16 protein-coding genes are annotated in these 12,533 nt (G+C 59.0%); 6 read left to right on the forward strand and 10 right to left on the reverse strand.

Annotated elements, in window-relative coordinates:
- Positions 1-199: 199 nt before the first annotated feature.
- Complete coding sequence (locus tag AC19YY_RS14205) at positions 200-511, forward strand: hypothetical protein (protein WP_169953512.1); 312 nt, start codon at positions 200-202, stop codon at positions 509-511.
- A 289-nt stretch (positions 512-800) separates the two neighbouring features.
- Positions 801-1,013: a cold-shock protein gene (locus AC19YY_RS14210; RefSeq protein WP_003234260.1), complete on the forward strand. Its 213-nt coding sequence runs from the start codon at positions 801-803 to the stop codon at positions 1,011-1,013.
- Between the two features lie 71 nt (positions 1,014-1,084).
- Here the strand turns inward: AC19YY_RS14210 and AC19YY_RS14215 are convergent, their stop codons facing one another.
- Both AC19YY_RS14215 and AC19YY_RS14220 read right to left on the reverse strand, forming a co-directional pair.
- Positions 1,085-1,399, reverse strand: coding sequence for an I78 family peptidase inhibitor (locus AC19YY_RS14215; protein ID WP_169953511.1), 315 nt, complete (start codon positions 1,397-1,399; stop codon positions 1,085-1,087).
- 147 nt (positions 1,400-1,546) lie between these two features.
- Complete coding sequence (locus AC19YY_RS14220) at positions 1,547-1,852, reverse strand: hypothetical protein (protein WP_169953510.1); 306 nt, start codon at positions 1,850-1,852, stop codon at positions 1,547-1,549.
- A gap of 135 nt (positions 1,853-1,987) precedes the next feature.
- Between AC19YY_RS14220 and AC19YY_RS14225 the strand changes: the two genes are divergently transcribed.
- A complete protein-coding gene (locus AC19YY_RS14225; protein WP_169953509.1) occupies positions 1,988-2,200 on the forward strand; it encodes a hypothetical protein in 213 nt (70 codons plus the stop codon).
- Between the two features lie 19 nt (positions 2,201-2,219).
- On the opposite strand, the gene AC19YY_RS14230 is transcribed toward AC19YY_RS14225, so the two are convergent.
- The 7 genes from AC19YY_RS14230 to AC19YY_RS14260 are packed head-to-tail and all read right to left on the reverse strand — an operon-like array spanning position 2,220 to position 9,186.
- Entirely contained in the window at positions 2,220-3,248 is a 1,029-nt protein-coding gene (locus AC19YY_RS14230; RefSeq protein ID WP_500604393.1) for a nucleoside hydrolase, read from the reverse strand.
- Between the two features lie 28 nt (positions 3,249-3,276).
- Positions 3,277-3,678, reverse strand: coding sequence for a D-ribose pyranase (rbsD, locus tag AC19YY_RS14235; RefSeq protein ID WP_169953506.1), 402 nt, complete (start codon positions 3,676-3,678; stop codon positions 3,277-3,279).
- Entirely contained in the window at positions 3,675-4,592 is a 918-nt protein-coding gene (rbsK, locus tag AC19YY_RS14240) for a ribokinase (RefSeq protein WP_169953504.1), read from the reverse strand. The genes rbsD and rbsK overlap by 4 nt, the downstream gene beginning before the upstream one ends.
- A 22-nt stretch (positions 4,593-4,614) precedes the next feature.
- Complete coding sequence (locus AC19YY_RS14245) at positions 4,615-5,637, reverse strand: LacI family DNA-binding transcriptional regulator (RefSeq protein WP_169953502.1); 1,023 nt, start codon at positions 5,635-5,637, stop codon at positions 4,615-4,617.
- A gap of 3 nt (positions 5,638-5,640) precedes the next feature.
- Positions 5,641-6,618, reverse strand: a complete 978-nt coding sequence (locus tag AC19YY_RS14250) for an ABC transporter permease (RefSeq protein ID WP_169953500.1) — start codon at positions 6,616-6,618, stop codon at positions 5,641-5,643.
- Entirely contained in the window at positions 6,615-8,168 is a 1,554-nt protein-coding gene (locus AC19YY_RS14255; protein ID WP_500604394.1) for a sugar ABC transporter ATP-binding protein, read from the reverse strand. Before AC19YY_RS14255 ends, AC19YY_RS14250 begins: the two co-directional genes overlap by 4 nt.
- 58 nt (positions 8,169-8,226) lie before the next feature.
- Positions 8,227-9,186: a sugar ABC transporter substrate-binding protein gene (locus AC19YY_RS14260; protein WP_500604395.1), complete on the reverse strand. Its 960-nt coding sequence runs from the start codon at positions 9,184-9,186 to the stop codon at positions 8,227-8,229.
- A gap of 516 nt (positions 9,187-9,702) precedes the next feature.
- Here AC19YY_RS14260 and AC19YY_RS14265 point away from each other — a divergent pair.
- The 3 genes from AC19YY_RS14265 to AC19YY_RS14275 all read left to right on the forward strand — a co-directional run bounded on the left by AC19YY_RS14265 (position 9,703) and on the right by AC19YY_RS14275 (position 11,931).
- Positions 9,703-10,791 carry an asparaginase gene (locus tag AC19YY_RS14265; protein ID WP_057438625.1) on the forward strand — a complete coding sequence of 363 codons (1,089 nt, stop codon included), beginning with the start codon at positions 9,703-9,705 and terminating at the stop codon, positions 10,789-10,791.
- A 194-nt stretch (positions 10,792-10,985) separates the two neighbouring features.
- Entirely contained in the window at positions 10,986-11,237 is a 252-nt protein-coding gene (locus AC19YY_RS14270; protein ID WP_057438624.1) for a DUF1654 domain-containing protein, read from the forward strand.
- A 4-nt stretch (positions 11,238-11,241) separates the two neighbouring features.
- A complete protein-coding gene (locus tag AC19YY_RS14275; protein WP_169953494.1) occupies positions 11,242-11,931 on the forward strand; it encodes an endonuclease in 690 nt (229 codons plus the stop codon).
- Between the two features lie 37 nt (positions 11,932-11,968).
- Here AC19YY_RS14275 and AC19YY_RS14280 read toward each other — a convergent pair whose 3' ends face one another.
- Entirely contained in the window at positions 11,969-12,343 is a 375-nt protein-coding gene (locus tag AC19YY_RS14280; RefSeq protein WP_346266867.1) for an SPOR domain-containing protein, read from the reverse strand.
- Positions 12,344-12,533 lie beyond the last annotated feature (190 nt).

Here is a 12,533-nt window from a genome sequence, read left to right on the forward strand (position 1 = left end):
GGAGTTAAACAAAAGAAGCCTGGCATGAAAAAAGCCAGGTCGTGGATGCTAGCACAGATGAACGGTCATGGCGCTGCCCTACCGCCTTGTAGCGACAAACTCCAGGCTTTTGCAGCCAAAAGTGAACTTGGGCTGTACGACGGGCCTCAAACACACTGAAAATCGCCGTTCGTCATATCGACTCAAGGAGCATCTAACCATGCGCAGCACCTCGATCTTCGCCCTTGCCGCTTCCCTGGCCCTGTTCTCCATCGGCGCACAAGCCGCCGCGCCCTCCAACTGGCCTGCCGGCGCCCGGGACAGCTTTGTTCAGGACTGCAGCGCTGCTGCAAGCCAGAACGTTGATGCCAAAACCGCCAAAGCCCATTGCGAATGTGGCGCGGACAAGATCAACGCAGAATTGAGCACCGCGGAAATCAAGGAGCTGATGACCAACCAGAACGCCAGCCCGGAGCTTAGAAACAAAGCAGTCGCGGCTATTTCGTCCTGCAAGGTCGTAAAGAAAAAGTAAGCACGACGAGAATTCAGTCCATCAAAAGGACCTGAAAACTCTGTGAAAACTGCTATTTCGCACAATTTACACAGCTTTTACGGCTTTTTTTACTAGCGGATATTTCGTGCTAAAGCCCCGTAAACCGGGGCTTACAGCCAGCCAGGGCACTGAAGAAAACGCGATTGATTAGCAAACAGTGCCTTGGGGGGGCTCCCAAGCCGAACATTTCGACTATGATAGCCCAGTGTGCCCAGTTGGCCTGAGCAGCACAGTACTACTGAAAATATATGTTTCTTGGAGATACACCATGTCTAATCGCCAAACCGGCACCGTTAAATGGTTCAACGATGAAAAAGGCTTCGGCTTCATCACTCCTCAAGGTGGCGGTGACGACCTGTTCGTACACTTCAAAGCTATCGAAAGCGACGGTTTCAAAAGCCTGAAAGAAGGCCAAACCGTTTCCTTCGTGGCTGAGAAAGGCCAAAAGGGTATGCAAGCTGCACAGGTTCGCGGCGAGTAATTCTCCGCTGAGCTAAAAAACCCCGTCCATGTGACGGGGTTTTTTATGGGCGATACAAAAGCGCTGCGTTATCAGCCGCAGTTGACGCGGGTGATCACCAGGTTGTCATCGGTATTGAGGTTCAGGCGATCGGAGCGGTATTCAAGGGTGATCATATCGTTGGGCTTGAGAATGCGTGCATTCTGCGCACCTGCGCGAGTACGGGCCTGCTCCAGCAATTGCGGCGAGGCTTTCTGCCCGATTGCAAACTCCGCAGCCTTCGATTCACAGCGTGTATGAACAGCCGCAGCCGTGTCTTTGGCCGGCTCAGAGGTACCCGAAGTGCTGCAGCCCGCCAGGACGGTTGCCGCCAACAAAGTACCGAATGATGCGAGCTTCCAAGGCATGAAGCCTCCTATGATAAAAATGGACAGAGATCGTGCGACCGTGATTTGGCCAATAGGTTTCAGAATTGTCACAATTGGCCGTAAGCGAGTCTGCCTGACTCGGCCCTACGGCCGGATGAATCATTCGTCACCAGATATGAACAAGTGTCAGTAGACGTCGATGTAGTCAAACGGCGGATTCGGCCAATTCTGTTTCAGCGCGTTATAAATCTGTGTCACCCACACCTCATCACTGGCTGCTATCCGGCCCACATAGCCCGACCCTGCCGCCCAGGTCTCCAGGCGAAACAACAGGCCGTTGACGTCCATCCCGCCCACCACGCAGGAGGAGATATAGGCGATACCAGCCTTGGTCACCCGCAATTGGGTGTGCTGGTCGTCGCTGGCACTGGCAATCATTTGGCGAACGGCTTCCAATGTGAGGCTCTTGGGGTTGGTCAAATCGATGTGCACGTGGCTTGTCCTGGCAATTAAACAAAGTACCAGTGTCGCACAGCCCTCCCCTCATGCCTAAGTAGCAGTGCCAAACGCGGCGCAAGATGGTTAACTCTGCAGGCCATTCCAGCCTTTGCGAACCGCGAGAACCCGATGACCATCGTTACCATCAATGCCGATATCAAAGCCAAGTGGCCCCAAGGGCAAAGCTCCTACAGCCCAGGCAGCCCGGAAGAATTGGCAATCATCGGCATAGACCTGCTGGTCAAGGAACTGGGCACCCAGGCCGCACAAGCCTTTATCGGCCAGATATTCGAAAAATACCCGGCCGACCATATGGGCGTCGAAGACCCCCAGCGCGAATAGAAACCCGCCAACAGGCCGCTTACTTCAGGCGCGCCAGGCGTTCGGTGAGCAGGTCGAAGAAGCCCTGGGCATCGCCGCTTTCCACCCAGAACACGTTCTTGTCGTGCTTGAGGCCATCGTACCAATCGACGATGGTCTGGCCGAACGTCGGGCCTTCGCGGCTATCGACCACCATATTGGCCTGGCGCCCGGTGAACAGCTCAGGCTTGAGCAGGTAGCCGATCACGGTGGCGTCATGCACCGGGCCGCCGCTCATACCGTAGTGCTCCATATCGCCTTTGACGTATTCATTGAGAATATCGCCCACCACTTTGCTGGCGTTGTTGTTCAGGTCGGCGATCTTCTTCAGGCGCGCGTCGCTGGTGAGTATCTTGTGGGTCACGTCCAGCGGCAGGTAGGTCAGCTTGACGCCACTTTTGAGGACAATTTCAGCAGCCGCCGGATCGGCAAACAGGTTGAACTCGGCTACCGGGGTAATGTTGCCGCCATTAAAATGCGCGCCGCCCATGACCACCACCTCCTTGATGCCCTGGGCGATTTGCGGCGCCTGGGTCAGTGCCAGCGCCAGGTTGGTCTGCGGGCCGAGCATGGCAATGGTGATGCTATGGGGCTTGGCGGTGCTCAGGGTCTTGATCAGGTAGTCCACCGCATTGCCTTCGGCCAGGCCTTTTTTCGGCTCATGCACGGTGACCCCGGAAATGCCTTCCTTGCCATGAATATTCTCGGCATAGATCGGCGTGCGCAGCAGCGGCTGCGGCGCGCCGGCATACACCGGAATCTCTTCACGGCCCGCCCACTCACGGGCCAACCGGGCATTGCGTGAGGTCTTGTCCAGGCGCACGTTGCCGGCCACGGTGGTCAATGCCCGGATATTCAGTTCCTGTGGCGACGCCATCGCAAACAGCAGCGCGACCACATCGTCTGCGCCCGGATCGGTATCAATGATCAGGTCGATTTTTTCCGCCGCCTGGGCGCTTGCAGCAGTTAGTACGGACAAAAGCAGCACACTCCGAAACAGGTGTCGCAGGGTTGGGGTTCTACGTTGCATGACGCACTCCTTGTCATTGTGGGAAATGCTAGAAAGTCACGCCAGACACCAGCGCGATATTACAGTAGGGCTGGCACTCGCCTGTACGCACCACCGCGCGTGCCTTGTGGCTGAGCAACTTGAATTGTTCATGACTGAGCAGGCGACGCTCACCCAGGCCACCCTGGTCGAGCGCGTTGAGATCCGCCAGCGCCGGCGGCTGCTTGAGCAGGATTTCCTCGGCCAATACGTGGCTTTCAACCTGCATCTCGCTGAGCACCACGCGCAGGGTGCTGATGAAATCGGGAATGCCCTGGGTCAGCGCCAGATCGATCAGTTCCACGCCCGGCGGCACTGGCAGACCGGCATCACCGATCACCAGGATGTCGCCGTGGCCAAGAGAGGCAATCAGCCGCGACAGGGCAATGTTGAGCAATGGAGTCTTTTTCATGGGCGAGCAACGCCTTGAACGTCATGCAGTGTAGGAATGGAGGGTTGCGCACCGGCACGGGTGACCGACAGGGCCGCCGCGACCTGGCCGAAACGAATGGCCTCGGCCTCACCCTGACCATTGGCCAGTGCCGCGGCAAAACCACCGACAAAGGTGTCGCCCGCCGCTGTGGTATCCACGGCCTGCACCTTGGGCGCCAGCAAATGCTCGAAGCCCTGGCCATCGGCGAACAGTGCGCCCTGCGAGCCAAGGGTCACAATGACCTTGCCTGCCCCGGCTTTTAGCAAATGGGCAGCCGCGACCTTGGCTGTTTCCAGCGAGTCCACCGGCACACCGCTCAAGGCCGACGCTTCACTCTCGTTGGGGATCAGGTAATCGATCGCGGCGTACCAGTCTGCCGGTAACGGGCCACTGGCGGGCGCGGGGTTGAGGATTACCGTCTTGCCCAGTTCACGACCGCGCTTGAGGGCATACCCCACGGTATCCATCGGCACTTCGAGCTGGCAGACAATCACCTGCGCCGCTTGCAGCACGGCGTCGAACGCCAGCAGCGACGCGGGTGTCAGCTGGCCGTTGCTACCAGCGACAATCACAATCGCATTCTGGCTACTATCATCGACCACAATCAGCGCGACGCCACTGGAGCCCTGCACCTCACTGACCGCCTGGCAGTCGATACCCTCCACCACCAGCGCATCGCGCAGTTGGGCGCCGTAGGCATCGCTGCCCACACAGCCAATCATCGCAACGTCAGCCCCCAGACGCGCCGCAGCGACCGCCTGATTGGCGCCCTTGCCGCCCGGCACCGTGGCAAACGACTGGCCCACCAGGGTTTCACCGCCGCGAGGCAGCCGGCTGGCCCGGGTCACCAGGTCCATGTTCAAACTGCCTACTACCACTACTGTTGCTGGCATACATCAATACTCATCAATTCGTTCAGCGGTTTGAGGCAAACACGCCAGCCAACGGCGCCGTTGACTCACGCAAGACAATGCTCGGCGTGACAATGCGCTGGTCAGCCGGCAATTGTGGTGTCGCAATCCGTCGCAATAACAACTCCGCCGCCGTTTCCCCCAATTGCAGGATCGACTGGCCCACGGTGGTCAACGCGGGGTACACATAGCGGCTCATTTGAATGTCATCAAAACCTATCACCGACAGCTCGGCAGGCACCCGCAGGTTGCGCTCGGCGGCCGCGCGCAGCACACCGAAACCGATCATGTCGTTGCCGGCGAATATCGCGCTGGGCGGTTGGTCCGCCAACAACTGCACCGCCGCCGCATAGCCGCCGGTACTGGTAAAATCGCTCTCCAGCACGCGACTGGCAGACACGACAATCCCGGCCTCCTGCAACGCACGCTGGTAACCGGCCAGGCGCATCTGCGCGACACGCGTGTGCGCGGGCCCACCGATACAGGCGATATCCCGGTGCCCCAGCTCCAGCAAATGCCGGGTTGCCAGGTACGCGCCCTGCTCGTGATCGATGCGCACCAGATCCACATCAACGCCCTCCAGGCCCCGGTCGACAATGACCATGGGCGTGCGCACCGCCTTGAGGCCCGTGGCCAGGCCACTGTCATCACCGCCGACCGAGGTGACGATCAAGCCGTCGACACGCTTCTCCAGCAGCACCCGCAAATAATTGCGCTGCTTCTCGGCGTTATCGTCGGAATTGCACAGGATCACGCAGTAGCCATTGCGCTCGCAGTAGTCCTCGATGCCCCTGGCCAGCTCAGCGAAATACGGGTTGAGGCTGTTGGGCACCAGCAAGCCGATGGTCGCGGTGGTCTTGGCCTTCAGCGAGCGGGCGACCGCACTGGGTACATAGTCCAGCTGCTTGATCGCAGCTTCGACCTTGAGCCGCACGGGCTCGCTGACCGGACGGGTCCTGTTCACCACATGGGATACCGTGGTGTAGGAAATGCCCGCCAGCGCCGCCACATCCTTGATGGTTGCCATGGCTCAGCCCCGCCGACTGGCGCGTTGACTGCGGTAGGTGTCGAGCACCACTGCAATCACGATCACGGCGCCGGTAATGATGCGCTTGGTCGGTTCGGTCGCGCCGATCTGCGCCAGGCCGGCCGCCAATACCGAAATGATCAGCACCCCGAAGAACGTGCTGATCACCGAGCCACGCCCGCCCATCAGGCTGGTGCCGCCGATCACCACTGCGGCAATCACCTGCAGCTCCAGGCCGGAGCCCGCATTCGGGTCAGCCGCTTCCAGGCGGGAAATCTGGAACAATGCTGCCACCCCAGCCAACAGCCCCATCAGGCTGAACACCAGGATCTTGTAGGGTTTTGGATTGATCCCCGCCAGACGCACCGCTTCTTCATTGGTGCCGATGCCGATCAGGTAGCGCCCAAAGACGGTACGCGTCAGCACTGCCTGGGCGACGATAATCACCAGCAGCGCAATGATGAATGATGGTGAGATACCAAAGGCCACCGGGTTGGACAGCCAGGCGAAAGAGTCGCCGATATAGGCAGTGCGCGACCCGGTCATCTGGTAGGCCGCGCCACGGGCCATTTCCAGCACGCCCAGGGACACAATGAACGACGGAATCCGCCAGGCCACGGTGATCGAGCCGGTGATGGTCCCCGCCAGTGCCGCGCAACCCATGCCGAGCAGCGCTGCCGGGACCACGCTCCAGCCCCAGCCGAGGATCGCCACGCTGACCGCAGACGCGGCCAGGGCCAGCACCGAACCCACCGACAGGTCGATGCCGCCAATGATCAGGATGAACGTCATGCCCACCGCCAGCACCATCAGGTCGGGAATCTGGTTGGCGATGGTGCTGAACGTGTCATAGGACCAAAAGTGGCTGCTCAGAGCCGAGAACAGCGCGATCATGGCCAGCAGGGCGCCGGCCAGGCCCAGGTAAGTGCCCAGGCCGTAGAAATTACCGCCGGCTTTTGCGGTTGGAGTAGCTGTTTTCATGGGGTTGTCCTGGGCGCCGCTTCATTGAGCAGCGCATCACGTTTCTGATAGCCGGCAAATGCGGCGGCAAGCAATTCGTCCTGGGTCCAGCTGTCCCGCTCAAAGGTCTCGATCAGGCGCCCGGCAGACAGCACCCCGATGCGGTCGCAGATCAGCATCAGCTCGCGCAGGTCACTGGACACCACCACCAGCGCCTTGCCCTGGCGGGTCAAGTCACCAAGCAGCGCATAGATATCGAACTTGGCGCCCACGTCGATGCCACGGGTCGGTTCATCAAACAGCATCACCGCACAATCGCGCTCCAGCCAGCGGCCAATCACCACCTTTTGCTGATTGCCGCCCGACAACTCGGACACCAATTGCGCCGGGCTGGAACTGCGGATACGCATGGCGTCGATCTGGCGCTTGGCCAGGGCCGCCTCATCGCGCCCATTGACCAGGCCGGCGCTGGACACTTTGGCCATATTGCCCAGGGCCGTGTTGGCGCTGATGGACTGGCTGAGCAACAGGCCCTCGCCCTTGCGATCCTCGGTAATCAGCGCAATGCCATGCCCTACCGCGTCCACCGGCGAGCGAATGCTCACCATCCGCGCCGGCGAGCCAAGGGCGACCGTGCCACTGTCGGCCAGGTCGGCACCAAAGATCAGGCGCAGCAACTCAGTACGGCCGGCGCCGATCAACCCAGAGATGCCGTAGATTTCACCGGCCCGCACTTCAAAGGACACATCACGAACCTTGTCCGAACGGGTCATGCCCGTCACCGTCAAGGCCGGCGCGCCGATGGTGCGCGGGCCGAGGTCGATGTGCTCGCCCAGTTCGCGACCGACCATCAACGTGACCAGTTGCTCGCTGTTGTAATTGGCCATCGGCTCGACACATACCAACTGGCCGTCACGCAGCACCGCAATGCGCTGGGCTACCCGCGCCAGTTCTTCCAGCCGATGGGAAATATAGATAATTGCCACCCCCCGGGCCTGCAGGCGGGTGATTTGTTCAAACAGCATCTCGACTTCACGGGCGGTGAGCATCGCCGTCGGCTCGTCGAGGATCAGTACATGACAGTCGCCGATCAGGTTACGGGCGATCTCGACCATCTGTTGATGGCCGATGCCCAGGCTGCCGACCAGGGTGTCTGGATCGATGGCATCCAGGCCCACTTGCGCCATGGCCTCGATCGCGGCCTTGCGCAGTTGCTTGCGGCTGATCCAGCCACCACGGCTGGGCAGGTTGTCGAGGAACAGGTTTTCGGCCACGGTCAGGGTCGGCAGCAGGTTGAGCTCCTGCATCACCATGCGAACCCCCTGCTTTTCTGCCTGGGTGCGGCTGGCCGGGGCATAGTCCTGGCCGTTGAACTGCATCTGCCCAGTGGTTGGCGTGACCAGGCCGCCGATGATCTTCGACAGGGTGCTTTTGCCCGCGCCATTCTCGCCGGTCAGTGCCAGCACCTCGCCGCGATTGAGCGTCAGGGTGATGTCGGACAGGACGGGCTGGGCATAGGTCTTACCGATACCGCTGACCGAGAGGACAGTGGCCGGTGCGGAAGATGACATAGGAAAATCTCCAGGCGCCCGCTCGACCTGAGCGGGCGCTGTAGTGCGCAGCCAGGGATTATTGCTTGAGGACGAGTTCAACCGGTGTTTCGATCACACCGTCCACGGACTCGACTTTTTCACCCTTGACCAGCTTCAGCGCATTCTGGATACCAAACACTGCTTGTTGTGCAGCCGCCTGGTCGGCGGTGGCCAGGACGCGACCGTCGTTGAGCATCGGCTTGATCGCGGCAATGTTGTCGTAGCCAACTACCTGCACCTTGCCCGCCTTGCCCGCCGCACGCACCGCAGAAACGGCGCCCAAAGCCATATTGTCGTTACCGGCCAGCAGTGCCTTGAGGTCCGGGTATTCGCTCAACATGGCCGCCGCGACCTTGTTGCCCTGGTCAATTTCCCAGTTACCGGACTGCACGGAGACAATCTTCATGCCGGCCGCATCCATCGCATCCTTGAACCCGGCGGTGCGTTGCTGGGCGTTGGTGGTGGTCGGCACACCTTCGATGATCCCAACCTTGTCACCGCTCGCCAGTTGCTTGGCCAGGTACTCGCCGACCAGGCGCGAACCCTTGCGGTTATCCGGGCCGACAAAGGGAACGTCGAGGTTTTTGCTTTTCAGCACTTCAGGGTCGAGGCGGTTATCGATGTTGACCACCTTGATCCCGGCGTCGGAGGCTTTCTTCAGCACGTTGACCAACGCCTTGGAGTCGGCGGGCGCGATGACGATGGCGTTGACTTTGGCGAGAATCATTTGGTTGACGATATCGATCTGCGCCGAGGTATCGGTTTCGTTCTTGATGCCGTTGGTGATCATGTCGAAATCAGCGGCGTGGGCTTTCTGATAGTCCTTGGCACCGTCTTGCATGGTGACGAAAAACTCGTTGGCCAAAGACTTCATCACCAGGCCGACCTTGGGTTTGCCGGCGGTGTCATCAGCGAATGCAGAGGAGAGAGGCAGGGCAGCGGATGCGGCAGCCAGTACAGCGGCAGCCAGTAATCGTCCAGCGAATGGCAGCTTCATGGGTTCACTCCGATCTTATGATTATTGTGAGCAACGCCTGCACCTTCACCTCACTCATGGACTGCTCGTGAAACAGCTCGCAAACGTTTGCGCTAAACAAACTATGCGAAGACTGCTGAATTTTGTCAACGAGAGAAATGTGCTTTTCCTGCGCAGGCTCTAGCGCCTGCCTTACAACTTGACCGCGTGCGGGCTAAACATTCGGGTTGGGTAATCGTTCTCTAAAACGACAGTTGCGCAGGAACACTTCAGGAGGGTGATGCTGATTTTTCCAGGGTGATTTTCGGACAACCGAACGCCGAAGCCGCCAGCGTTCGGAAATTCGGACACGAGTTAAAGCCAGCAAATTTTCTAAATGTAAAAAAATGATTTAAATCAATAAGTTAAAATCAAACTTAGAACAAAATCCGCCTGGTACAAATCCTGCTCTTAAACAGCACCTTGTGGCGCTCAGCGCAGCCCTGGGTGTTCTGGATGAACCTGCACACGCACTCATCAAAACTAGAGAGAAAAATAATGAAATCTGCACTCAAGAACTTTGTTCCGGGCGCCTTAGCCCTGCTGCTGCTCTTCCCGGTTGCCGCCCAGGCCAAGGAAGTTGAATCCAAGACCAAGCTGTCCAACGTGGTCGTGCTGGCCACTGGCGGCACCATCGCCGGCGCCGGCGCCAGCGCTGCCAACAGCGCCACCTACCAGGCCGCCAAAGTCGGTATCGAACAACTGATCGCCGGCATTCCCGAGCTCAGCCAGATCGCCAACGTGCGTGGTGAGCAGGTGATGCAGATTGCTTCCGAAAGCATCACCAACGAAAACCTGCTGCAACTGGGTCGTCGTGTCGCCGAACTTGCCGACAGCAAGGACGTGGACGGTATCGTGATCACCCACGGCACCGACACCCTCGAAGAAACCGCCTACTTCCTCAACCTGGTGGAAAAAACCGACAAGCCAATCGTAGTCGTGGGCTCCATGCGTCCAGGCACTGCCATGTCTGCCGATGGCATGCTCAACCTGTACAACGCCGTGGCTGTAGCCGGTAGCAAAGACGCACGCGGCAAAGGCGTTCTGGTGACCATGAACGACGAGATCCAGTCGGGTCGCGACGTCAGCAAAATGATCAACATCAAGACCGAAGCCTTCAAAAGCGCCTGGGGCCCACTGGGCATGGTTGTAGAAGGCAAGTCCTACTGGTTCCGCCAGCCGGCCAAGCGTCACACCATGAACTCTGAGTTCGATATCAAGAACATCAAGAGCCTGCCGGATGTTGAAATTGCCTACGGCTATGGCAACGTCAGCGACACCGCCTACAAAGCCCTGGCCCAGGCTGGCGCCAAAGCCATCATCCATGCCGGCACCGGCAATGGCTCGGTACCGGCCAAGGTAGTACCTGCCCTGCAGGAACTGCGTAAGGAAGGCGTGCAAATCATTCGCTCTTCCCACGTCAATGCCGGCGGTTTCGTTCTGCGCAATGCCGAACAGCCTGACGACAAATACGACTGGGTCGTGGCTCATGACCTGAACCCGCAAAAAGCCCGCATCCTGGCCATGGTCGCCCTGACCAAGACCCAGGACAGCAAAGAACTGCAACGCATGTTCTGGGAATACTGAGTCACTGATGTAACCCTTGCCGGCGATGGTGATCCCAGGGATGCCATCGCCGGCAAGCCGGTTCCTACAAAAAATCCTCGCTGTACACCAATCCGCGTAAACCGTTGTCACACGGACTTCTTGAATTTTAAGCAGTTGCGAATTTCCTCACAGTTAAATACTGTATGTTCGTACAGCTAATTAAGGACTCCTCCGTGGCCAAGCCCTCCTCCGCAGCACCGACACCTCCCGACGCCTATCAACGCCTGGCGATCCGCGTGCAAAAAATCATCAATTCCACCAACGCGCAAAAAAACAAGGCCGCGCTGATTTTTCGCCTGCCCGAGGAACCCGAGGACGAATGGGCACGACTACTGGAGGAAATCGCAGAAAACGACAACGTCACCCTCGCCTATCGCGATGATGGCGGCGTGCAGATTTTCTGGGTCGTACCGAAGGAAGATTGAGTCAATGAGTGTCCGTTTTATCGCCCTGTTCTGTGTGTTTTTTGCCACCACTGCCCACGCCCAAGCCCCACGCACCTTCAGTGAAGCCAAGAAAATCGCCTGGAAACTCTACGCCCCCCAATCCACGGAGTTTTATTGCGGCTGCAAATACACGGGTAACCGGGTAGACCTGAAAGCCTGCGGCTATATTCCCCGTAAAAACGCCAACCGCGCGGCGCGCATCGAGTGGGAGCACATTGTCCCGGCGTGGCAGATCGGCCATCAACGCCAGTGCTGGCAGGACGGTGGTCGCAAGAACTGCACACGTACCGATAGCGTCTTCAAACGCGCCGAAGCTGACTTGCACAACCTGGTGCCGAGCATCGGCGAGGTCAATGGCGATCGCAACAACTTCAGTTTTGGCTGGTTGCCGGTGCAGGGTGGGCAATATGGTTCATGCCTGACCCAGGTGGACTTCAAGGCCAAGAAGGTCATGCCCAGGCCATCCATCCGCGGCATGATTGCCCGGACGTACTTTTACATGAGCAAACAATACGGCCTGCGCCTGTCGAAACAGGACCGCCAGTTGTATGAAGCCTGGAACCGCACCTATCCCGTGCAACCCTGGGAGCGCCAGCGCAATCAGACCGTGGCCTGCGTGATGGGGCGTGGCAATGAGTTCGTCGGCCCGGTGAACCTCAAGGCCTGCGGATAAACGCGAGCGGGATCCACGGATCCCGCCAACCACCGTATTACGGGCGGGCCTTGTGCTCGATCACCAGCGACTCGGCGTCGGTTTTCTTCTTTTTCACCAGCCTTTCCTGCAATTGGGCCTGCTTTGCTTCGGCCTCGGCCTTGCTGGCGAACGGCCCTAAAAGCACCAGGTCCTTGCCGTCTTCCTTGGCCAGATAGAACGTGAAGCCGTTTTCCAGCAACCAGGCGGTCAGGTCACTCAGCGCCTGCAGCTTGTTGTCGGGCGAGCGCACCAGGATGTCCCACTGCACAGCGGCAACCGCAGGAGCCTGGGCCTTGGCGGCTTCAGCCTTGTCTCGGGGGGTGTCGAGATTGGGCCCGTCACCGCATCCGGCCAACGCCAATACCACAATTGCCATCGCTACTTTACGCACTGCCCTGCCCCTTTAAGGATCAAAGAGGCAACTTTATCATTCACTGTCTATTCTGGCCGTCATAAACGTTGGCTTAAACATTGCGAAGGATGTTTCCCAGACCTGTATGATGGCGCCATGGGAATTAATGCCGCCTCCATGCGTCCTAAAGAGGCAGCCACAGGGAAGCGCTTCACAGTAAGCTACACAC

The sequence above is a fragment of the Pseudomonas sp. MF09156 genome (assembly GCF_059862305.1).